Raw genomic sequence first — 20,013 nt, 5'->3', positions numbered from 1 at the left:
GTTCCGGGCCGACACATCTCGCTCATGACAGCAACCGTCAGCCTCGAAGTAAGTCAGACCCAGACCCGGTCGACCACACACACCCATTCTCACTGCCTCGAAGGGTCAGGCGAGCTCGATGATCTCCTGATACTCGTCGCTCCAGTGGTCCTCGGTGCCGTCGGGCAGGAGGATCACGCGTTGCGGATCGAGTGCGGCGGCGGCGCCGGGGTCGTGGGTCACGAGGACGACGGCCCCGGTGTAGCTGCGCAGGGCGTCGAGCACCTGTTCGCGTGACACCGGGTCGAGGTTGTTGGTCGGCTCGTCGAGGAGCAGGACGTTGGCGGCCGACGACACCAGACCGGCCAGCGTCAGGCGGGTCTTCTCACCACCGGACAGGGTGCCGGCGGGCTGGTCGAGCTGGGCGCCGCTGAACATGAACGCGCCCAACAGGCCTCGCAGTTCCTGTTCACCCGCGTCCGGTGCGGCGTGGCGGATGTTCTCCCATACCGATGCCTGGTCGTCGAGGGTGTCGTGCTCCTGTGCGAAATAGCCGATCTTCAGGCCGTACCCGGGTTCGAGCTGCCCGGTGTCCGGCTTCTCCACGCCGGCAAGCATTTTCAGGAGCGTCGTCTTACCGGCACCGTTGAGCCCGAGGACGACGACGCGACTGCCCTTGTCGATGGCGAGGTCGACACCGGTGAAGATCTCCAGTGAGCCATAGCTCTTCGACAGGCCCGAGGCCATCAGCGGCGTCTTGCCGCAGGTCGCCGGCTCCGGGAAGCGGATCCGTGCGGTGCGGTCGGCCACCCGCTCCTCGTCGAGCGAGTCGATCATGCGCTCGGCGCGCTTGAGCATGTTCTGCGCGGCGGTGGCCTTGGTGGCCTTGGCACCGAGCTTGGCGGCCTGCGCACGCAGTGCGGAGGCCTTCTTCTCGGCGTTGGCGCGTTCGCGGCGACGCCGTTGTTCGTCGGTGGCGCGCGCGTCGAGATAGCGCTTCCAGCTCATGTTGTAGATGTCGGCCTCGCCGCGGACGGCGTCGAGGAACCACACCCGGTTCACGACGTCGGCGAGCAGGTCGACGTCGTGGCTGATCACGACCAGCCCACCCTCATGGTTCATCAGGAAGCTGCGCAGCCAGGCGATCGAGTCGGCGTCGAGGTGGTTGGTCGGCTCGTCGAGCAGCAGCGTGGTGTCGGACTTTCCGGAGCCGTCGGAGGCGGCGAACAGGATGCGTGCGAGCTCGATGCGGCGACGCTGACCACCCGAGAGGGTGCGCAGCGGCTGGTTCAGGACGCGGTCCGGCAAACCCAGGCTGTTGCAGATGCGCGCGGCCTCGGATTCGGCGACGTAGCCACCCAGGGCGGCGAAACGCTCTTCCAGACGTCCGTATCGGGCGACGGCCTTGTCGCGCAGCTTGTCGTCGGCGGCCTCGGCCATGCGCGCCTGCTGCTTCTCCATGTCGCGCAGGATCTCGTCGAGTCCGCGTGCGGACAGCACCCGGTCTTTGGCGAGGACCTCCAGGTCGCCCTCTTTGGGGTCCTGGGGCAGGTAGCCGAGTTCACCCGAGCGCCGGACGGTGCCGGCGTAGGGTTCGGTCTCCCCCGCCAGGATGCGCAGGGTGGTGGTCTTGCCGGCGCCGTTGCGGCCCACGAGGCCGATCCGGTCGCCGGGCTGGATCCGGAGGGCGTCGCCGGGCGCCGACAACAGGGTCCGAGCGCCCGCTCGTACCTCCAGGTCGGTCGCGGTGATCACGACGGACCAGTCTACCGGGGCGAATCCAGTGGTTTTGCCACGACAAGGCTCCAGACCGCGCTGCGGAGTCGCCCCACGGCGACACGGTGGACCGATACGGTGGCAGACGTGACGCAATCCACAACGATTCCCCAGTCCTCGTTTCCCCAGACGTCCGACCTCACCGGCCGCTCTGCTCTGGTCACCGGCGCCAGCCGGGGCATCGGCGAGGCCATCGCCACCGAGCTCGCCCGGCGCGGTGCCTCGGTGGTCATCACGAGTCGCAAGCCGGAGCCCCTCGCCGAGGCCGCGGAGCGCATCCGCCAGGCCGTGCCGTCGGCGACGGTGACCGCGTTCGCGGCCAACACCGGTGACGCCGACGACCGGGCGGGTGCGGTCGCGGCGGCTGTGGAGCAGGGTGGCGGAATTCACATCCTGGTCAACAACACCGGCATCGCCCCCCTCGCCGGGCCGCTGATGGACGCCGATCTGGGCGCCTACCGCAAGACCTTCGACACCAACGTCGTCGCCGCCCTCGGCTTCGTGCAGGAGGCGTACCGGGCGGGTATGAAGGACACCGGTGGTTCGGTGGTCAACATCTCCTCGGTCGCCGGCCTGCGGTCGACGGGGGTGATCGCGGCCTACGGCACGTCGAAAGCGGCGCTGATCCGCCTCACCGCGGAATTGGCGTGGGAACTGGGGCCGAACATCCGGGTGAACGCGATCGCGCCCGCGATCGTGCGCACCAAGTTCGCCTCCGGACTGATCGCGGGCGAGAACGAGGCCCGGGCCGCCGCGGCGTATCCGATGAAGCGCATCGGCGAACCCGAGGACGTCGCCCGCGCGGTCGCGTTCCTCGCCAGTGACGAATCGGCCTGGATCACGGGCGAGACCCTCGCCGTCGACGGGGGCATGCTGGCGACCGGCGGGTCGTGACGACGCCCGGCGGCCCGGAGTTCCCGTCCGGATCACCGGCTGCGACGAAGGGAGACGTGTGAGCGCTGGAGTGATCGTTGTGGGCGCGGGACCGGCAGGGCGCGCACTCGCGCACCGGCTGCTGGCCGCCGCGATACCGGTGACCGTGGTCGACCCTCGTCCCGAACGGGTCTGGCAGTCCACCTTCGCCTGCTGGTCCGACGAGTTGCCCGGCTGGCTCGATCCGACGGCCTTCGCCGCCCGCCTCGAACGCATCGGCGTCGCCGGCACCGCCCTCGAAGAGGTCGACCGCGGTTACACGGTGCTCGACACCCCGGGACTGCAACGTTCGCTGACTCTCGACGGCGCCGAGATCGTGACCGACCGCGTCACCGGGATCGACGGTGCGCGAGTGCAACTCGACACCGGTCGGGCACTGACCGGGGACGTGGTGGTCGACTGCCGTGGCGCACTCCCCCACGAGGCGCCACGACAGACCGCCTACGGCATCGTCGTCGACAAGGCCACCGCCGCACGGGTTTTGGAGGGCCACGGGGCGTTGCTGATGGACTGGCGGGGCGGGATCGTCGACCGCCGCTCGTTGCCGTCGTTCCTGTACGTCGTGCCGCTCGGCGGGGACGAGTATCTCCTGGAGGAGACGTGCCTGGCCGGGTTGCCCGCCCTGAATCTCGACGAGCTGAAGCGGCGGCTCGAGGTCCGGCTCGGCGGGTTGCCGTCGGGTATCCGTCGCGTCGAACACGTGGCGTTCCCGCTGACCGGGTCCTCGCCTCAGCCGTGGCGGGATCCGACGTTCTGCTTCGGCGCCGCAGGCGGATTCAAGAATCCGACGACCGGCTACAGCGTCGCCACGTCACTGATGTGCGTCGATGCGGTGGTGGCCGCGCTGGCCGCGGGGCGCGATCCGGTCCCCGACCTGTGGCCCGCCTCGGCGCGTGCCGTCCACAACCTTCGACTGCGCGGGCTCAGCGCGCTGCTGCGGCTCAGCCCCACCCAGACGATCGCGTTCTTCGAGGCGTTCTTCGCCATGCCGATCGAGTCGCAGCGAAGCTACCTCAGCCGTCGCGACGACCTGACCGGCACCATGGGCGCGATGACCCGGGTCATCCGGGCCGTCGACATGCGCACCCGCGCCGTCGTGGCCCGCGGTGCGATGTCCACGCCGGAATGGGCCGGGGACCTCGGCTCGACCCCGCGCTTCCAGCGCCGCTGACATGACCTCCTCGATGGCGCCGGACAAGTACCCGGCATCCCGGCCCGCGATGTGGAACCTGCCGGAGTAGACGAGGCTCCCAGTGGCTATGAATGTGAAGGTTGGCCAACCTCCACTCCGTCGGGTTTCATCCGCGTCGGCGAAGTTCACGCCATTGCCGGATCATGTCGTCGACGTCGATGGTGTGGGCGACGACGCTGTGGGGCATCGCGATCTGGCGCGCGGCGAGATGAGCTTCGCGCACGCGCCGGTTGAAGTCGTCGAGGATCTCACGCACGGCGTCCTCGTCGGCGATGTCGCGCAACGACTCCGGGAAATTCTGTGCCTCCCGGCGCAGTTGGAGCGGCGCCGGGAGGAGCGCCGAGGAGTCCAGATTCTCGTCGCGGATCTTGCGTTTGACCCACCAGTCGGGATCGTCGCTGTCGGAGAGGTCCAACGGCTTGCCCGCCCCGGGCAGGTTGTCGAACTCCCCGCGCTCGGTCGCCTCGCGGATCATCCGCTCGACTCGACTCTCGAACCGATTCACACCAACGGTTCTACTCGCCTTCGACCGCGTCGGTCATCCCGCGACCCGCGCCAGCAGAATGGTGCGATTGCCGCATCCCGACTTGGCCAGGACCGACTTCACATGGTCGTGCACGGTGTGTTCGGACACCGACACCGCAGCGGCGATCGACCGGTTGTCCATACCGGCACAGAGGTGGCCGAGCACCTCCCGCTCACGACCGGTCAGGCCGTTCACCCGGGCGAAGAGGTCGAGACGGTCGGTGAAACCACTGGGTTCGATCGTGACGGCGATCTCGCGGCCGGCCGGCGGTCCGGCCCCGCTGATCCGGTCGGCCTCCAGGGTCAGCCATCCGTACTGCTCGAGAAACACTCTCGCGCGCGGCGGCGCGGCGGCAACGTCCTGCTCGCGGGCGATGAGCTGTGCCGCCACGTTGTAGGCCGCCGCCGGGATCGCCGGTACGTCCGGGATGCGCCCGTCCGGCCCGGCATCGGGTGGATTGAGTTGATAGAGCCGCGATCCCGCCCCCGCTGTCTGTCCGCGAAGTCGCAGACCCTGATCGAGCACCACGACGGCGGGTCCGGTGGAGGCCGCGGTGCGGACGGGGTCGGTGAAGTATCCGGCCTGCCGAGATCGCAACGCGGCCGTGACAAGCGGAGTGATCTGCGACATCCGGTCGATGTCCTCGGCGGAGAACTGCGGACGGGGCTCGAAGCGCCAGAGATCCAGCCAGCCCCAACACCCGAACCGGTCGGCGAAGACGAGCGTCGCCACGTCGCAGACGCCGAACTCCGCCAGGATCTCGCGCCACGGGGATGACGATGCGGCTTCGCGATCCCTGGCTCGACACCACGACGTGGCCGGCCCCCGCGATCCGGTGAGGCAGGTCCAGCGAGTGCTCGTCGTCAGATATCGGGCACGGATCAGATCCGGCAGACGGATCATCGGGAAGCCTGGCAGCGTCGCCAGCGGAGAAGTGCCGACCGAGGTCGCGGGGTCGGTCAGAAGCCACACGTGGCCGTCGAACGCCACTGCCGCTCCGAGGTCAGCGAGCACCGCCAGCCGAAGACTCTTCACACCGGCGTTTCGTGCGCAGGAGCGCTCGACCCGACTCACGAGATCGACGCCCATCGGTCAAGGCTAGGCCGTAAATCCCCCGTGGTGGGGATGTTCGGACGGGGCTCCGGCTCATACGGTCGGAGAATCCACCCATCGAGAAGGGCGACCGCCATGTATCAGCTCCGGATCACCGACACCATCCCCGACTTCGACGCCTGGCGCCGCGCGTTCGACGGCTACGAACGTGTGCGCGCCGACAACGGGGTCCTCGCCTACCGGGTGATGCGCAGCGTCACCGACCCGACCGAGGTCACGATCGAACTCGATTTCGCCGACGTCGCCCGCACCCGGGCCTACGTCGGGGTTCTCGAGAAGATCTGGTCCACGGCCGGCTCCCGGGGCGTCAGTGTCGCCCATGGCACGCCAACCGTTCACGAGGTGGTCGTCGCGAAAGCGATCGATCCGGCCGCCTCAGAGGCGACCGGATCGCATGTCGCACAGTCGATCTAGACGGTGAAGCCGAGGGCCCGCAGCTGTTCCCGGCCGTCGTCGGTGATCTTGTCCGGGCCCCACGGCGGCAGCCAGACCCAGTTGATCTCCAGATCGGTGCACAGACCACTGTTGACCAGCGCGCCGCGGGACTGGTCCTCGATGACGTCGGTCAGCGGGCACGCGGCGGAGGTGAGGGTCATGTCGATCTTCGCGACGGCGTCGTCGGTCACCTCGATGCCGTAGACGAGTCCGAGGTCGACGACGTTGATACCCAGTTCGGGGTCGACAACGTCGCGCATCGCCTCCTCGACGTCCTCGACGGCCGGCAGCGAGGTGGACGGGGCGGCGGGTGTGCCGGCAGCCGTGGTGTCGGTTGCCGGTGTGTCTGTCGCGGTGGTGGTCTCGTCACTCATGCTGACTCCACTTCTGTTTTCTGACTGTCGATGTGGGCGTTCACCGTCTGGGAAAGTGCGTCCTTGAACGCCATCCAGCCGAGGAGTGCGCATTTCACGCGTGCCGGGTACTTGCTGACCCCGGTGAAGGCGATGCCGTCACCGATGATGTCCTCGTCGCCCGGGTCCTTGCCGCGGGAGGTCATCATCGCGGTGAACGACTCGACGGTGGCCAGCGCCTCTCCGATCGGTTTGCCGACGATCAGGTCGTGGAGAACCGACGTCGACGCCTGGGAGATCGAGCAGCCCTGGCCATCGTAGGAGACGTCGTCGATGGTGGCGCCGTCTCCGGACACCGCGACGCGAAGGGTCACCTCGTCACCGCACGTCGGATTGACGTGGTGCACCTCTGCGCCGAACGGCTCACGCAATCCCCGACCGTGCGGGTGCTTGTAGTGGTCCAGGATCACTTCCTGGTACATCTGCTCCATACGCATGGCTCAGTTCACCCCGAAGAACTTCTGCGCCTTGACGATCGCCGCGGCCAGCGCGTCGACCTCGGCGAGCGTGTTGTAGGCGGCGAACGATGCACGTGCGGTCGCGGCCACCCCGAACTTGCGGTGAAGCGGCCAGGCACAGTGGTGGCCGACACGGATCGCGACGCCCTCGTCGTCGAGGATCTGACCGAGGTCGTGCGCGTGGATGCCGTCGACGACGAACGCGACCGCTCCCCCGCGGTTCTCGGTCGTGGTGGGTCCGACGATGCGCAGACCGTCGATCTCACCGAGCCGGGAGAGCGCATGTCCGACGAGCGCGTGCTCGTGTGCGGCGACGGCGTCCATGCCGATCGTCTGCAGGTAGCGCACGGCGGCCCCGAGGCCCACGACCTGAGACGTCATCGGCACCCCGGCCTCGAATCGCTGCGGCGGCGGCGCGTAGGTCGACATCTCCATCGTGACGGTCTCGATCATCGAGCCGCCGGTGACGAACGGCGGCAACGCATCCAGGAGCTCGGACTTGCCGTACAGGGCGCCGACCCCGCTCGGACCGAACATCTTGTGTCCGGAGAAGGCGGCGAAATCGACGTCGAGCGCCGAGAAGTCGACCGGCATGTGCGGCACCGACTGGCAGGCGTCGAGCACGACGAGCGCACCGACGGCGCGGGCACGCGAGACGAGCTCGGCGACATCGGCGACGGCACCGGTGACATTCGACTGATGGGTGAACGCGATGACCTTCACCGACTCGTCTAGGGTCAGCGAATCCAGGTCGATACGACCGTCGTCGGTCACGCCGTACCAGCGCAGGCTCGCACCCGTGCGGCGGCAGAGCTCCTGCCACGGAACGAGGTTCGCGTGATGCTCGAGCTCGGTGATCACCACGGTGTCGCCCGGTCCCAGCGGCGAACCGCCCAGGATCTGCGCCGAGCGAGGGTCACCGAGGGTGTAGGTCACCAGGTTGATCGCCTCGGTGGCGTTCTTGGTGAACACGAGCTGATCCGACGACGCCCCGACGAACCCGGCGATGACCTCGCGCGCGTCCTCGTAGGCGTCGGTGGCCTCCTCGGCGAGCTGGTGGGCTCCCCGATGTACCGCGGCGTTGTGATGGGTCAGGAAGTACCGCTCGGCGTCGAGGACCTGGACCGGGCGCTGTGAGGTCGCCCCGGAGTCGAGGTACACCAACGGTTTCTCGTCACGAACGGTGCGCGACAGGATCGGGAAGTCCGCCCGCAACGCCTCGACGTCGAATGCGGTGGCAGCCGGCGTTGTCGTTTCGGTCGAGAGTGTCACCTACGTACACCTCCTACGGGTGTGGTTCAGACTGCCTTCGCCGCCGTGACGAAACGCTCGTATCCGCTCTCCTCGAGCACGTCGGCCAGTTCGGATCCGCCCGACTCGACGATGCGGCCGTTGACGAACACGTGCACGAAATCCGGCTTGATGTAGCGCAGGATGCGGGTGTAGTGCGTGATGAGCAGGACGCCCCCGTTGTCCCGCTCCTGGTAACGGTTGACGCCTTCGCTCACGACGCGCAGTGCGTCGACGTCGAGCCCCGAGTCGGTCTCGTCGAGGATGGCGATCTTCGGCTTGAGCAGGTCGAGCTGGAGGATCTCGTGACGCTTCTTCTCACCGCCGGAGAAGCCCTCGTTGACGCTGCGCTCGGAGAACGACGGATCGATGTCCAGCGCGGTCATCGCCTCCTTGGTCTCCTTGACCCAGTGGCGCAGCTTCGGGGCCTCGCCGCGGACCGCGGTGGCGGCGGTGCGCAGGAAGTTCGACATCGAGACGCCGGGCACCTCGACGGGGTACTGCATGGCCAGGAAAAGGCCGGCACGCGCACGCTCGTCGACGCTCATCTCCAGGACGTCTTCGCCGTCGAGGGTGATCGAACCCGAGGTCACCTGGTACTTGGGGTGGCCGGCGATGGCGTAGGACAGCGTCGACTTGCCCGAGCCGTTGGGGCCCATGATCGCGTGCGTCTCACCGGACTTCACGGTCAGGTTCACACCCTTGAGGATGTGGATGGGCTCGGCGTCGGCGTCGGTCTGGGCGACGTCGACGTGCAGGTCACGGATTTCCAGTGTGGTCATGTTCTGTGTTCTCTCTTACGGGCTGAGGAAGGTTCGGTCGGGCGCGGAAGCGGTTCAGGCGCCGGCGAGTTCGAGCTCGCGCTCGACGGCGGCGGACAGACGCTCGCGCAGCTCGGGAACGGCGATCTTGGCGATCACCTCGCCGAAGAATCCGCGGATGACCAGGCGGCGCGCCTGATCCTCGGGGATGCCGCGAGCCTGCAGGTAGAACAGCTGCTCGTCGTCGAAACGTCCGGTGGCACTGGCGTGGCCGGCACCGACGATCTCGCCCGTCTCGATCTCGAGGTTGGGCACCGAGTCGGCGCGGGCGTTGTCGGTGAGCACCAGGTTGCGGTTGAGCTCGAAGGTGTCGGTGCCCTCGGCCTCGGCGCGGATCAGCACATCGCCGATCCAGACGGTGTGGGCCTCGCGCGACCGGTCGCCGCTCGTGTCGCCCTGCAGCGCACCCTTGTACACCACGTTCGAGCGGCAGTTGGGCTGGCTGTGGTCGACGAGCAGGCGCTGCTCGAGATGCTGTCCGGCGTCGGCGAAGTACAGCCCCCACAGCTCGACGTCGCCACCCGGCGCGTCGTAGTGGACGATCGGCGACAGCCGGACGAGGTTGCCGCCGAAGCTGACCGCGAAGTGGCGGACCACGGCGTCGCGGCCGGTGCGCACGTGATGGGCGGCGACGTGCACGGCGTCGTCATCCCAGTCGTGCACGTTGACGACGGTGAGCGCGGCGCTGTCGCCGACGACGAATTCGACGTTCTCGGCAAAGGTCCCGCCGCCCTTCTGGTCCAGCACCACGACGGCGCGGGCAAAGGGTTCGAGCCGGACCTGGGTGTGCCCGTAGGCGGTCTCGCCCTCTCCGGGGCCGGTGACCGTGATGGTGACCGGCTCGGACAGCTCGACCTCGCGGCCCACGGTGACCACCGTGGCCTGGGTGAACGACGAGTACGCCTGTGCGGCAACCCGGTCGAAGGGCACGCCGCCCTGGCCGAGACGCTCGTCATCGCGTCCGACGGTGTCCACGGTCACACCGTCTGCGATACCGGTGACCTCGACGGTCGCCTCACCCGTCCGCTGGGCGGAACCGTTGTGCAGACCGCGCAGGCGGCGGAACGGGGTGAAGCGCCAGGCCTCTTCGCGAGGGCTGGGCACCTCGAAGGCGTCGACGTCGAACGAGGTGAACAGTTCACCCTTGTTGACGACAGGCGAATGCGAGCCCGGTGTGGAGACCGGGAGTGTCGGATCGGCCATCAGCCGACGGCTCCTTCCATCTGAAGCTCGATCAGGCGGTTGAGCTCGAGCGCGTATTCCATCGGGAGTTCCTTGGCGATCGGCTCGACGAAGCCGCGGACCACCATGGCCATCGCCTCGTCCTCGGTCAGGCCGCGGCTCATCAGGTAGAAGAGCTGATCGTCACTGACCTTCGAGACGGTCGCCTCATGCCCCATCGTCACATCGTCCTCACGGATGTCGACGTAGGGGTAGGTGTCGCTGCGCGAGATCGTGTCGACCAGCAGCGCATCGCATTTGACCGTCGACCGGCTGCCGTGGGCGCCGTTGTTGATCTTGATCAGACCGCGGTAGGAGGCACGGCCACCGCCGCGGGCCACCGACTTCGAGACGATGTTGCTCGAGGTGTTCGGTGCCAGGTGGACCATCTTCGAACCGGTGTCCTGGTGCTGTCCCTCGCCGGCGAATGCGACCGAGAGGACCTCGCCCTTGGCGTGCTCACCGGTCAGCCACACGGCCGGGTACTTCATGGTGACCTTGGAACCGATGTTGCCGTCGATCCACTCCATGGTGGCGCCGGCCTCGGCCTTGGCACGCTTGGTGACCAGGTTGTAGACGTTGTTCGACCAGTTCTGGATGGTCGTGTAGCGGCAGCGGCCGCCCTTCTTGACGATGATCTCGACGACCGCGGAGTGCAGCGAGTCGGTCTTGTAGATCGGCGCGGTACAACCCTCGACGTAGTGCACGTAGGCACCCTCGTCGACGATGATCAGCGTGCGTTCGAACTGGCCCATGTTCTCGGTGTTGATCCGGAAGTAGGCCTGCAGCGGGATGTCGACGTGGACACCCGGCGGGACGTAGATGAACGATCCACCCGACCACACGGCGGTGTTCAACGCGGAGAACTTGTTGTCGCCGGCCGGGATGACCGAACCGAAGTACTCCTGGAACAGCTCCGGGTGCTCCTTGAGGCCGGTGTCGGTGTCGAGGAAGATCACGCCCTGCTTCTCGAGATCCTCGCGGATCGAGTGGTAGACGACCTCGGACTCGTACTGCGCGGCGACACCGGCGACCAGCCGCTGCTTCTCCGCTTCCGGGATGCCGAGCTTGTCGTAGGTGTTCTTGATGTCCTCGGGCAGGTCCTCCCACGAGGCGGCCTGCTTCTCGCTCGAGCGCACGAAGTACTTGATGTTGTCGAAGTCGATGCCCTCGAGTCCGGCACCCCAGTGCGGCATCGGCTTCTTGTCGAAGATCTTCAGAGCCTTGAGTCGCTGCTCGAGCATCCACTCGGGCTCGCTCTTCTTCGACGAGATGTCGGCGACGACGGCCGGGGACAGGCCGCGCTTGGCGCTGGCGCCGGCGACGTCGGAGTCGGCCCAGCCGTAGCCGTACGTCCCGAGGGACGCAATCGTCTCCTCCTGTGTGAGGGGAGCCGCGGCGGACGGCGTGGTTGCGGCCGGATCGGTGACGGTCATCGCGTGGCCTTTCGGGTTGTCGTGGGCTGGGCGGGTGCGGTCGTGGAGAGTGGGGTCTCGCGCGGGGGCGATTCCGGAGGTGGATGCATCGGCACGTGGGTCGTGCAGGCGCAGTCACCGTTGGCGATGGTCGCCAGGCGCTGCACATGCGTGCCGAGCAGTTCGGTGAAGACCGCGGTCTCGGCCTCGCACAGTTCGGGGAACTCGGTGGCGACGTGCGCCACCGGGCAGTGGTGCTGGCAGATCTGGATGCCGTTGCCGACCTGGCGGGTGTTGGCGGCGTAGCCCGCACCCGTCAACGCATCGGCGATCTCGTCGACGGTGTCTGCGACATTCACCGGATCGGTGCTCGGTTCGACGTCGGCGACGATCCGCTCGACGCGTTCACGGGCGAACTCGGCGACCGCGTCGTGACCACCGAGGTCACGGAGTTTGCGCATCGCCGCCCCGGCGAGGTCGTCGTAGGCGTGGCGCATCTTGCCGCGTCCGGATGCGGTGAGCTGGAACCACTTGGCCGGACGGCCGCGGCCCCGCTGACCGAAACCGGTCGATGCGACCTCGATGTCCCCGGCCGCGGTGAGCGCGTCGAGGTGACGGCGCACGCCGGCCGCGGAGATACCGAGACGCTCGCCGATCTCGCCCGCGGTCAGCGGGCCGTCTTCGACAAGCAGGTTCAGGACCGCATCACGGGTCTGACCGTCGTGGTGCGCATCGGCACCGGCGGTCGTGTGAGGGGTTGCCGTACCAGCGGAGGGCACGGCATTGCGGCCGCCCGAGGGCAGCACAACATCGTTCCGCATGGTTTTCACAACACGAGTGTGACGTAATTGGTTCCTCGCTGCCAGCAAGGGTGCCCTTAGCGATGCGTCCGATTCCCTCCTCCCGTCCCGCGCGTCGCCGATAAAGGGTGGTGGCGAGGGATCCGTCCCCGCCGTTTAGAGTCGTCGTGTGCCCGAAACCACAGCTGGCCGCCGCGTGCCGGACTTCTTCGGACTCGTGTGGAATCACCTGCTCACCGTGCTGAACTACCTCGGTCTGCGCAAACAGCGCCCCGTCGGCCCCGACACCGACACCACCGAGCAGCGCGGCGACTACGGAAAGACCGTCGCCCGCCTACACGACGACGAACGCGAGGTCGGACCCCTCAACGCCGCGGAGACCCGTCGTCTCCGCCGCATCAAGCTCTTCGGCGCCACCGGTTCGGTCCTGATCCTGATCGGCGCCCTCGGCACCGGTGCGGTGCCGGTGCTGCAGAACCCGGTCGCCGGCATGCGCGTGCTGTCACTGCCGTCCCGGATGTTCGGCACCGCCCTCGCGCTGTCGATCGGCGGCACGATCACCCTGGTGGTCGCATGGCTGCTGATCGGCCGCTTCGCCGTCGGCCGCCTCAGCGTCGAGGTCCGGCACGGACGGAGTCCGGAACGACGGATGAGCCGCCGCCAGGCCGACCGGACCCTCATGCTCTGGATCACACCGATCGTGCTGGCTCCCCCGCTGCTGAGCAAGGACATCTACTCCTACCTGGCCCAGAGTGCGATCGCCTCCCGCGGCATGGATCCCTACTCGGTGAGCCCGGTTCGCGGTCTGGGCGTCGACCACATCCTCACGCGGTCGGTGCCCAACCTGTGGCGGGACACCCCCGCGCCCTACGGACCGCTGTTTCTGTGGATCGGCGAGGGCATCACCAAGGTGACCGGCGCGAACATCACCGCCGCGATCTTCCTGCACCGCATCGTCGCCCTGATCGGCATCGCGCTCATCGTGTGGGCGCTGCCGCGACTGGCGAAGCGCTGCGGGGTGTCGTCGGTGGCTGCCCTGTGGCTCGGCGCGATGAACCCGCTCGTGATCCTGCATCTGGTGGGCGGCATCCACAACGAGGCACTCATGCTCGGCCTGATGCTCGTGGGCCTCGAGCTGAGCTTCCGCGCCATCTACGGCGTCGACCGGTTGCGGAAACCGGGGACGCTGATACCCACGAGAGCAGGCTGGATCCTGATCGCCGGTGGAGCTGTGCTCGCCGCGTCGTCGATGATCAAGGTGACCTCGATGCTCGCGCTCGGCTTCGTCGGCATCGCCCTGGCGATGCGGTGGGGTGCCACGCTGCCTGCCCTGCGGTACGCACCCGTCCAGGAGTGGTGGACGCGGTCGAAGTGGTCGGTGTACGCCCTCGGCGTCTCCGCCGGGTTCTACGTGGTCGTGCTCGGCATCGTGATGGTCGGGATCTCGCTGGCGACCGGGCTCGGATTCGGCTGGACGGGCACGCTGTCGACCGGCGAGATCGTCCGGTCGTGGATGTCGATGCCGACACTGCTCGGCGTGACGACGGGTCGGATCGGGGTGACCCTCGGACTCGGCGAGCACACCCAGGCGATCCTCGAGGTCGCACGCCCGATCGGGCAGCTCGTCGCCGGCCTCTTCATCATCCGGTGGATGCTCGCGACGCTGGGCGGACGCCTGCATCCGCTGGGCGCACTCGGTGTGTCGATGGCCACAGTCGTGCTGTTCTTCCCGTTCGTCCAGGCCTGGTACCTGCTGTGGGCGGTCATTCCGCTGGCTGCCTGGGCGACCGGCCCGTGGTTCCGGATCTCGACCATCTCCGCATCGGCGATCATCGCCATCGTGGTGATGCCGACGAGCTCCAACACCAGCGGAGTCGTTCTCGCGCAGGGTCTTCTGGCAGGTGTGATCATGGTCGCAGCGCTGACCGCGCTGTTCTTCGAAGACCGGTCACCGCGCCGATGGCGTCGTCGCAGAAGGGGGGCCTCCGACGACACCCCGGAGCCCGCGGAGAACGCGCCGACGCGGTGACGATCCCCCACCGCACCCGCGCACGGCGTTTTTCGTCCGCGGGGTCCGAGCGCCTAGTCTGACCTGTGTGCGCGGCACGACCTCTCGGCAGATCAACGACGACGATCAGATGAACGATCGTCTGCTGAGTGTTCCCGCGGTCGAGGTACGCGGACTGGTCAAGACCTTCGGCGACCGTACCGCGGTCGACAGGCTCGATCTGACCGTGGAACGCGGCCAGATCCTCGCCCTCCTCGGACCGAACGGCGCGGGCAAGACCACCACCGTCGAGATCTGTGAGGGCTTCACCGAACCGGACGCCGGCACCGTGCGGGTCCTCGGACTCGATCCGATCGCCGACAACGACGCGCTCCGGCGCCGCGTCGGCGTGATGCTGCAGGGCGGCGGCGCCTACCCCGGAGCTCGTGCCGAGGAGATGTTGCGGCTGGTCGCGGCGTATTCGGCCGACCCCATCGACCCCGAGTTCCTCATCGAAGCGCTGGGGCTCGGCGAGGTCCGGCGCACGTCGTACCGCAGGCTGTCCGGCGGGCAGCAGCAGCGCCTTGCCCTCGCCTGCGCCATCGTCGGCCGTCCCGAGCTCGTGTTCCTCGACGAGCCGACCGCCGGCCTCGACGCCCACGCACGTCTCGTCGTCTGGGAGCTCGTCGACCGCCTCCGCGCCGACGGCGTGTCCGTCCTCCTCACGACCCATCTCATGGACGAGGCGGAGCAGCTCGCCGATCAGGTCGTGATCATCGATCACGGCCGCGCGGTCGCCGCCGGGACCCCCGCCGACCTCACCAGCACCGGTGCCGAGAACGAATTGCGGTTCACCGCGCCCCGCGGACTCGATCTGTCGATGCTGACACTCGCACTGCCCGAGGGGTATCACTGCACCGAGCCCAACCCGGGCTCCTACCTCGTCCTCGGCCCGATGACCCCGCAGGTGCTCGCGACCGTGACCGCCTGGTGCGCCAAGATCAACGTCCTCGCCACCGACCTGCGGGTCGAGACCCGGAGTCTCGAAGACGTCTTCCTCGACCTGACCGGACGGGCCCTACGACAGTGAACAGCCCCACAGTGAACTCCCCCGCTCCCCAGACGGCCCTCTTCGCCGAGGGCATGTTCCGTCCCGCGCCGCGCCCGGCATCCCTGGCGGCGATGATCGTCGCCCAGTCGACCCTCGAGCTCAAGCTCCTGCTCCGCAACGGTGAACAGTTGCTGCTCACCATGTTCATCCCGATCACCTTGCTCATCGGGTTGTGCCTGCTGCCCATCAACACGACCTTCGGCGACGGTCCGGCCGAGCGCGCCACGCTCTTCGTCCCGGCGATCCTGACGGTCGCCGTGATGTCGACGGCGTTCACCGGCCAGGCGATCGCCGTCGGCTTCGACCGGCGCTACGGCGCGCTGAAACGGTTGGGCGCCACACCGATCCCGAGGTGGGGCATCATCGTCGGGAAATCGGTGGCGGTGCTGATCGTGGTGGCCCTGCAGTCGGTCATCCTGGGCGCCATCGGATTCGCCTTCGGCTGGCGGCCCGACGCGCTCGGCCTGCTCATCGGCGCACTGGTGATCACCGTCGGCACCGCCTGCTTCGCCACCCTCGGCCTGCTCCTGGGCGGCACGCTCAAGGCCGAGGTCGTCCTGGCCCTGGCGAACCTGCTGTGGTTCGCGTTCATCGGTCTCGGCAGCCTCGTGGTCGTCGATTCCAACGTGCCCGGCCCCGTGCACACCCTTGCACGGTGCATCCCCTCGGGTGCGCTCAGTGAGGCCCTGGAGATGGCCGCACGAGGTTCGTTCGACGCCTTCGGGGTGGGCGTCTTGCTGGTGTGGGCCGCAGTGGCCGGCACCTTGGCCGTGAGGTGGTTCCGATTCCGATGACGACGTCGCAGACTTCTTCGACACGACCCGACGACCCGACTCCCGCCGAGCGCGACCCCCGGCCGGCGGCGCGTGGGGTCTGGCGGTACATACCCGGATTCGGCCGGCCGACGATCCGCTTCGTCCACCGCTGGGCGATCTCCCTGCTCGTGTCGAACGTCGGCATCGTCGCCACCGGCGGCGCGGTTCGGGTGACCGGTTCCGGTCTCGGTTGTCCGACCTGGCCGCGATGCACCGACAACTCCTTCGTCCCGCACGAGGAACTGGGCATTCACGGAGCCATCGAGTTCGGCAACCGGATGCTCACCTGGGTGCTGATCATCATCGCGATCGCCGCCTGGGTCGCGGTGCTCCGCTACGCCGGGTCGGCGCGCCGCGACAAGTGGACGGTCACCCTGATCGCGCTGGGCATCCCGTTCCAGGGCGTGATCGGCGGGATCACCGTCCTCACCGACCTCAACCCATGGGTCGTCGCCCTGCACTTCCTGCTGTCGATGGCGCTCGTGTCGGCCGCAACCGTCCTGGTCTATCGGCTGCGGCCCTACCCGACACCCGCCGAACCCGCCGCCGTCGACGCCGATGTCCCCGCGTCGGCCACGCGCCGGCTCGGGGTCTACCTCGCCTGGCTGATCTATGTGGTGACCTGGGTGACGATCTACCTCGGCACGGTGGTCACGGGTTCCGGTCCGCACGCCGGCGACGTGGACGCCCCACGGAACGGACTCGACCCCGACAACGCCACCCAGCTCCACGCCGACGCGGTGTTCGTCCTGGTCGGTCTGGCCCTGGCCGCACTCGTGTACGCCCGCGTGTTCGCGCGTCCGCAGCAGCGCTCGGCGCTGGTGTTCGTGGCGCTGCTCGCACTGCAGGGCGTGATCGGATTCGTCCAGTTCGCGACCGATCTCCCCGTCGCGCTCGTCATCGCGCACATGTTCGGCAGCGCGCTGCTGCTCATCGGCGCGACCTGGCAGGTGCTGGTCGCGCGGGCGACCGATCAGCCGCGCGTCGACGCTGCCTGAGTCCCTGCCACAACGAGAACGGCCCACAACGAGAACGACCCCCGACGACGTGCACGTCGGGGGTCGTTCTCGTGTACGGGGCGGACGGCCGCGTCAGAGGATCGCGCGGTTGCGCGGCTTCGGGAAGCGCTTCTGCCGGGCGACCCAGCCGGCCATCTTGCGGTAATGCGACGGCTTGACGGTGGTCTCCGAGGTGAGGTCACGGTCCCACTCGGCGATCTCGAGGCCGTCGACGGCGTCGACGACGGCCTGGGCGGTGGCGAGGTCGGGGACCACCCGGTCGCCGAGGACTCCACCGGCCTCACCGACGAGCGTGATACGGACACCGGCCGCACCGATCGCCTGCAGGACGACCTTGGCGCTGCCGCCCTCGCGGGCGACGAACTTCTTCACCGAGGCGACGACATCGCCCGGGGCTTGAACCGTCGGCGTTGCGGTGGTGTCGGTGGCGGCACTGTCAGTCATGACGCTCAGCATACCGGTGAGCGCAGGGCAGTCCCGATACCGGGATGGGCGTCACATCCGGCCTGTACGGCGTGTAGAACGGTGTCGTGCGTGCGATACAGGTGACCCGTCACGGCGGCCCGGACGTCCTGGCCTTCGGTACCGTCGACGACCCCATCCCGGCCGCCGACGAGGTGATCGTCCGGACGTCCGCGGTGGGCGTGAACTACATCGACACCTATCTCCGGCGGGGCATGTACCCGTCGATCCCGCCGTACATCCCGGGCACCGAAGGTGCCGGCGAGATCGTCTCCGTGGGTCCGGAGGTCACCGGCTTCGAGGTGGGACAGCGGGTCGCCTGGTGTGCCGCTCCTGCGTCGTACGCCGAACTCGTCGCGGTCCCCGCCGCGCAGGCGGTGGTCGTGCCGGACGGTGTCGACGACGCGGTCGCCGGTTCGTCGCTGCTGCGGGGTCTCACCGCCCACTACCTCCTCGACGGCAGCGCCCACCCTCATCCGGAGGACACCGTGCTGATCCACGCGGGGGCCGGCGGGGTCGGGCTGATCCTCACCCAGATGGCCAAACGTCATGGACTGCGGGTCATCACGACGGTGTCCTCCGACGAGAAGGCGGACCTGTCCCGGCAGGCCGGCGCCGACCATGTGCTGCGGTACGGGGACGACCTGGCCGCGCGCGTCCGGGAACTCACCGACGGCCTCGGTGTCCCGGTGGTCTACGACGGCGTCGGCGCGGACACCTTCGAGCAGTCGCTGGCCGCCACGGCGGTCCGCGGCATCATCGTGCTGTTCGGGGCGTCGAGTGGACCGGTGCCGCCGTTCGATCTGCAGCGCCTCAACCCGGCCGGTTCGCTGGCGGTGACACGACCCACCTTGGCGCACTTCACCGCGACGCCGGAGGAACTGAACTGGCGGGCCGGCGAGTACTTCGAGGCCATCCTCGACGGCGACGTGGGCGTGCGGGTGGGACAGCGTTACCGCCTGGCCGACGCCGCACAGGCCCATGCTGATCTCGAAGCCCGCAAGACGACGGGTACGACGGTGCTGCTGCCCTCGGATTCCTGAGGGCGGCGGCGAACGGAAATCAGAAGTACGACGAGATCGTCTGCAGGCCGACGACCGCGTCGACCGCGAGACCGCAGAAGACGATCGCCAGGTACTCGTTGGACTGCAGGAAGACCTTGAGGGGTTTCACCTCGGCGCCGCGCCTGGTGTCTCGGTAGAGCTTGGTGACCCGCTCGAGGAACCAGCCGCCGGCGACCAGCGCGATCACCGTGTAGATCCAGCTCGTCGCCGGGATCAGGGCCAGCGAGGTGACGACGGTCAGCCACGTGTAGACCAGCATCTGCCGGGTGACGCGTTCCTCGGTCGCGATGACTGGGAGCATCGGCACGCCGGCCGCCTTGTAGTCCTCCTTGTAGCGCATCGCCAGCGCCCAGGTGTGTGGCGGGGTCCAGAAGAAGATGACCAGGAACAGCACGATCGGCTGCCAGCTGAGTGAGCCGGTCACCGCTGCCCAGCCGACGAGCGTCGGCATGCATCCGGCGGCACCGCCCCACACCACGTTCTGCCAGGTGCGGCGCTTGAGGATCATCGTGTAGACGCCGACGTAGAAGATGATCGTCGCCGAGACGAGCAGCGAGGACAGCAGGTTCGCGGCGAAGTACAGCACCGCGAACGAGGCGGCCCAGAGCACGAGACCGAAGATCAGCGCACTCCGGGTAGCCACGGCGCGCCGGGCGAGCGGTCGGCGCTCGGTGCGCTTCATCTTCTTGTCGATGTCGGCGTCGACGACCATGTTGAGGGTGTTCGCGCTGCCGGCGCCGAGCCAGCCACCGATCAGGGTGAAGGCGATGACGGCGATGTCGACATGGCCGCGGTCGGCCTGCAGCATCACCGGGATCGTCGCCACCAGCAGCAGCTCGATGACCCGCGGTTTGGTGAGCGCGACATAGGCGAGCACCGTCGCGCGCACACGTCCGGCCCACGTCAGATCCGCCGGCAGGACCGGCTCGGTCGAGACCTGCGGTGATGCGGTGTCGGTCGAGTGGGATGCGGCGGGATGGTCTCCGCTCACACGCTCCCCTATCCTCACGAACACTCCTCGTCCGCCCGCACAGATCGCCGCGGGCTACTACAGAGCATGGTAGACGTTTGCCTTCGCGAACCGTAATCGCGTCGTGGCCGAGCCCGCGACCGGCGCCGATCGGCGAACCGGGCGGTAAGTTTCGGTCGGCGCGCAGGGCACCCTCGCGGCCGATTACTCTGG

General features: G+C 68.3%; 20 protein-coding genes. 8 read left to right on the top strand and 12 right to left on the bottom strand.

What is annotated here, in order from left to right; genetic code table 11:
- Window positions 1-105: 105 nt before the first annotated feature.
- Window positions 106-1,734, bottom strand: a complete 1,629-nt coding sequence (locus BPODLACK_RS15615) for an ABC-F family ATP-binding cassette domain-containing protein (protein WP_024497091.1) — start codon at window positions 1,732-1,734, stop codon at window positions 106-108.
- Between the two features lie 99 nt (window positions 1,735-1,833).
- Between BPODLACK_RS15615 and BPODLACK_RS15610 the strand changes: the two genes are divergently transcribed.
- Both BPODLACK_RS15610 and BPODLACK_RS15605 read left to right on the top strand, forming a co-directional pair.
- Complete coding sequence (locus BPODLACK_RS15610) at window positions 1,834-2,649, top strand: SDR family oxidoreductase (RefSeq protein WP_024497092.1); 816 nt, start codon at window positions 1,834-1,836, stop codon at window positions 2,647-2,649.
- 58 nt (window positions 2,650-2,707) lie between these two features.
- Complete coding sequence (locus tag BPODLACK_RS15605) at window positions 2,708-3,859, top strand: lycopene cyclase family protein (protein ID WP_024497093.1); 1,152 nt, start codon at window positions 2,708-2,710, stop codon at window positions 3,857-3,859.
- A gap of 127 nt (window positions 3,860-3,986) precedes the next feature.
- On the opposite strand, the gene BPODLACK_RS15600 is transcribed toward BPODLACK_RS15605, so the two are convergent.
- Complete coding sequence (locus BPODLACK_RS15600) at window positions 3,987-4,385, bottom strand: J-domain-containing protein (RefSeq protein WP_159405611.1); 399 nt, start codon at window positions 4,383-4,385, stop codon at window positions 3,987-3,989.
- A gap of 33 nt (window positions 4,386-4,418) precedes the next feature.
- Window positions 4,419-5,495: a helix-turn-helix transcriptional regulator gene (locus BPODLACK_RS15595; RefSeq protein ID WP_024497095.1), complete on the bottom strand. Its 1,077-nt coding sequence runs from the start codon at window positions 5,493-5,495 to the stop codon at window positions 4,419-4,421.
- Between the two features lie 99 nt (window positions 5,496-5,594).
- On the opposite strand from BPODLACK_RS15595, the gene BPODLACK_RS15590 reads away from it, so the two are divergent.
- Window positions 5,595-5,933: a hypothetical protein gene (locus BPODLACK_RS15590; protein WP_024497096.1), complete on the top strand. Its 339-nt coding sequence runs from the start codon at window positions 5,595-5,597 to the stop codon at window positions 5,931-5,933.
- On the opposite strand, the gene BPODLACK_RS15585 is transcribed toward BPODLACK_RS15590, so the two are convergent.
- The 7 genes from BPODLACK_RS15585 to BPODLACK_RS15555 are packed head-to-tail and all read right to left on the bottom strand — an operon-like array spanning window position 5,930 to window position 12,393.
- Window positions 5,930-6,328 carry a metal-sulfur cluster assembly factor gene (locus BPODLACK_RS15585; RefSeq protein WP_024497097.1) on the bottom strand — a complete coding sequence of 133 codons (399 nt, stop codon included), beginning with the start codon at window positions 6,326-6,328 and terminating at the stop codon, window positions 5,930-5,932. The genes BPODLACK_RS15590 and BPODLACK_RS15585 overlap by 4 nt on opposite strands.
- Complete coding sequence (gene sufU / locus BPODLACK_RS15580) at window positions 6,325-6,804, bottom strand: Fe-S cluster assembly sulfur transfer protein SufU (RefSeq protein ID WP_024497098.1); 480 nt, start codon at window positions 6,802-6,804, stop codon at window positions 6,325-6,327. The genes BPODLACK_RS15585 and sufU overlap by 4 nt, the downstream gene beginning before the upstream one ends.
- A 3-nt stretch (window positions 6,805-6,807) precedes the next feature.
- Window positions 6,808-8,097 (bottom strand): cysteine desulfurase, encoded by a 1,290-nt coding sequence (locus BPODLACK_RS15575; protein ID WP_024497099.1) that lies wholly within the window; start codon window positions 8,095-8,097, stop codon window positions 6,808-6,810.
- Between the two features lie 26 nt (window positions 8,098-8,123).
- Window positions 8,124-8,897: a Fe-S cluster assembly ATPase SufC gene (gene sufC, locus BPODLACK_RS15570; RefSeq protein ID WP_024497100.1), complete on the bottom strand. Its 774-nt coding sequence runs from the start codon at window positions 8,895-8,897 to the stop codon at window positions 8,124-8,126.
- A gap of 54 nt (window positions 8,898-8,951) precedes the next feature.
- Window positions 8,952-10,139 carry a Fe-S cluster assembly protein SufD gene (gene sufD / locus BPODLACK_RS15565; RefSeq protein ID WP_024497101.1) on the bottom strand — a complete coding sequence of 396 codons (1,188 nt, stop codon included), beginning with the start codon at window positions 10,137-10,139 and terminating at the stop codon, window positions 8,952-8,954.
- Window positions 10,139-11,593: a Fe-S cluster assembly protein SufB gene (sufB, locus tag BPODLACK_RS15560; protein ID WP_024497102.1), complete on the bottom strand. Its 1,455-nt coding sequence runs from the start codon at window positions 11,591-11,593 to the stop codon at window positions 10,139-10,141. The genes sufD and sufB overlap by 1 nt, the downstream gene beginning before the upstream one ends.
- The gene (locus BPODLACK_RS15555) at window positions 11,590-12,393 is read right to left on the bottom strand and encodes a helix-turn-helix transcriptional regulator (RefSeq protein WP_024497103.1); all 804 of its coding nucleotides are present in this window, start codon (window positions 12,391-12,393) and stop codon (window positions 11,590-11,592) included. The genes sufB and BPODLACK_RS15555 overlap by 4 nt, the downstream gene beginning before the upstream one ends.
- A gap of 175 nt (window positions 12,394-12,568) precedes the next feature.
- Between BPODLACK_RS15555 and mptB the strand changes: the two genes are divergently transcribed.
- The 4 genes from mptB to BPODLACK_RS15535 all read left to right on the top strand — a co-directional run bounded on the left by mptB (window position 12,569) and on the right by BPODLACK_RS15535 (window position 17,283).
- Window positions 12,569-14,401, top strand: coding sequence for a polyprenol phosphomannose-dependent alpha 1,6 mannosyltransferase MptB (gene mptB / locus BPODLACK_RS15550; protein ID WP_159405614.1), 1,833 nt, complete (start codon window positions 12,569-12,571; stop codon window positions 14,399-14,401).
- Window positions 14,402-14,510: 109 nt separating this feature from the next.
- Window positions 14,511-15,449 (top strand): ABC transporter ATP-binding protein, encoded by a 939-nt coding sequence (locus tag BPODLACK_RS15545; protein ID WP_051349536.1) that lies wholly within the window; start codon window positions 14,511-14,513, stop codon window positions 15,447-15,449.
- An 11-nt stretch (window positions 15,450-15,460) separates the two neighbouring features.
- Complete coding sequence (locus BPODLACK_RS15540; protein WP_159405613.1) at window positions 15,461-16,264, top strand: ABC transporter permease; 804 nt, start codon at window positions 15,461-15,463, stop codon at window positions 16,262-16,264.
- Window positions 16,261-17,283, top strand: coding sequence for a COX15/CtaA family protein (locus BPODLACK_RS15535; protein WP_159405610.1), 1,023 nt, complete (start codon window positions 16,261-16,263; stop codon window positions 17,281-17,283). Before BPODLACK_RS15540 ends, BPODLACK_RS15535 begins: the two co-directional genes overlap by 4 nt.
- A gap of 93 nt (window positions 17,284-17,376) precedes the next feature.
- On the opposite strand, the gene BPODLACK_RS15530 is transcribed toward BPODLACK_RS15535, so the two are convergent.
- On the bottom strand, window positions 17,377-17,760 hold the full coding sequence (locus tag BPODLACK_RS15530) for a hypothetical protein (RefSeq protein WP_024497108.1): 384 nt from the start codon (window positions 17,758-17,760) through the stop codon (window positions 17,377-17,379).
- A gap of 74 nt (window positions 17,761-17,834) precedes the next feature.
- Here BPODLACK_RS15530 and BPODLACK_RS15525 point away from each other — a divergent pair, with 74 nt between their 5' ends.
- Window positions 17,835-18,809: a quinone oxidoreductase family protein gene (locus BPODLACK_RS15525; protein WP_159405609.1), complete on the top strand. Its 975-nt coding sequence runs from the start codon at window positions 17,835-17,837 to the stop codon at window positions 18,807-18,809.
- Between the two features lie 19 nt (window positions 18,810-18,828).
- Here the strand turns inward: BPODLACK_RS15525 and BPODLACK_RS15520 are convergent, their stop codons facing one another.
- Window positions 18,829-19,821 (bottom strand): heme o synthase, encoded by a 993-nt coding sequence (locus tag BPODLACK_RS15520; protein ID WP_024497110.1) that lies wholly within the window; start codon window positions 19,819-19,821, stop codon window positions 18,829-18,831.
- Between the last annotated feature and the right edge of the window lie 192 nt (window positions 19,822-20,013).

The sequence above is a fragment of the Gordonia sp. YY1 genome, assembly GCF_009872315.1.
In the GTDB taxonomy this organism is placed as follows: domain Bacteria; phylum Actinomycetota; class Actinomycetes; order Mycobacteriales; family Mycobacteriaceae; genus Gordonia; species Gordonia amicalis.
The sequence above is the reverse complement of the archived record's forward strand: the minus strand, read 5'-3'. Positions and strand labels throughout refer to the sequence as shown.

Bases quoted from the DNA above. Each gene is read 5' to 3' on its own strand.
- BPODLACK_RS15595 (WP_024497095.1), bottom strand. From the start codon at position 5,495: ATGGGCGTCGATCTCGTGAGTCGGGTCGAGCGCTCCTGCGCACGAAAC.
- BPODLACK_RS15590 (WP_024497096.1), top strand. From the start codon at position 5,595: ATGTATCAGCTCCGGATCACCGACACCATCCCCGACTTCGACGCCTGG.
- BPODLACK_RS15585 (WP_024497097.1), bottom strand. From the start codon at position 6,328: ATGAGTGACGAGACCACCACCGCGACAGACACACCGGCAACCGACACC.
- sufU (WP_024497098.1), bottom strand. From the start codon at position 6,804: ATGCGTATGGAGCAGATGTACCAGGAAGTGATCCTGGACCACTACAAG.
- sufC (WP_024497100.1), bottom strand. From the start codon at position 8,897: ATGACCACACTGGAAATCCGTGACCTGCACGTCGACGTCGCCCAGACC.
- sufD (WP_024497101.1), bottom strand. From the start codon at position 10,139: ATGGCCGATCCGACACTCCCGGTCTCCACACCGGGCTCGCATTCGCCT.
- sufB (WP_024497102.1), bottom strand. From the start codon at position 11,593: ATGACCGTCACCGATCCGGCCGCAACCACGCCGTCCGCCGCGGCTCCC.
- BPODLACK_RS15555 (WP_024497103.1), bottom strand. From the start codon at position 12,393: ATGCGGAACGATGTTGTGCTGCCCTCGGGCGGCCGCAATGCCGTGCCC.
- BPODLACK_RS15545 (WP_051349536.1), top strand. From the start codon at position 14,511: ATGAACGATCGTCTGCTGAGTGTTCCCGCGGTCGAGGTACGCGGACTG.
- BPODLACK_RS15535 (WP_159405610.1), top strand. From the start codon at position 16,261: ATGACGACGTCGCAGACTTCTTCGACACGACCCGACGACCCGACTCCC.
- BPODLACK_RS15530 (WP_024497108.1), bottom strand. From the start codon at position 17,760: ATGCTGAGCGTCATGACTGACAGTGCCGCCACCGACACCACCGCAACG.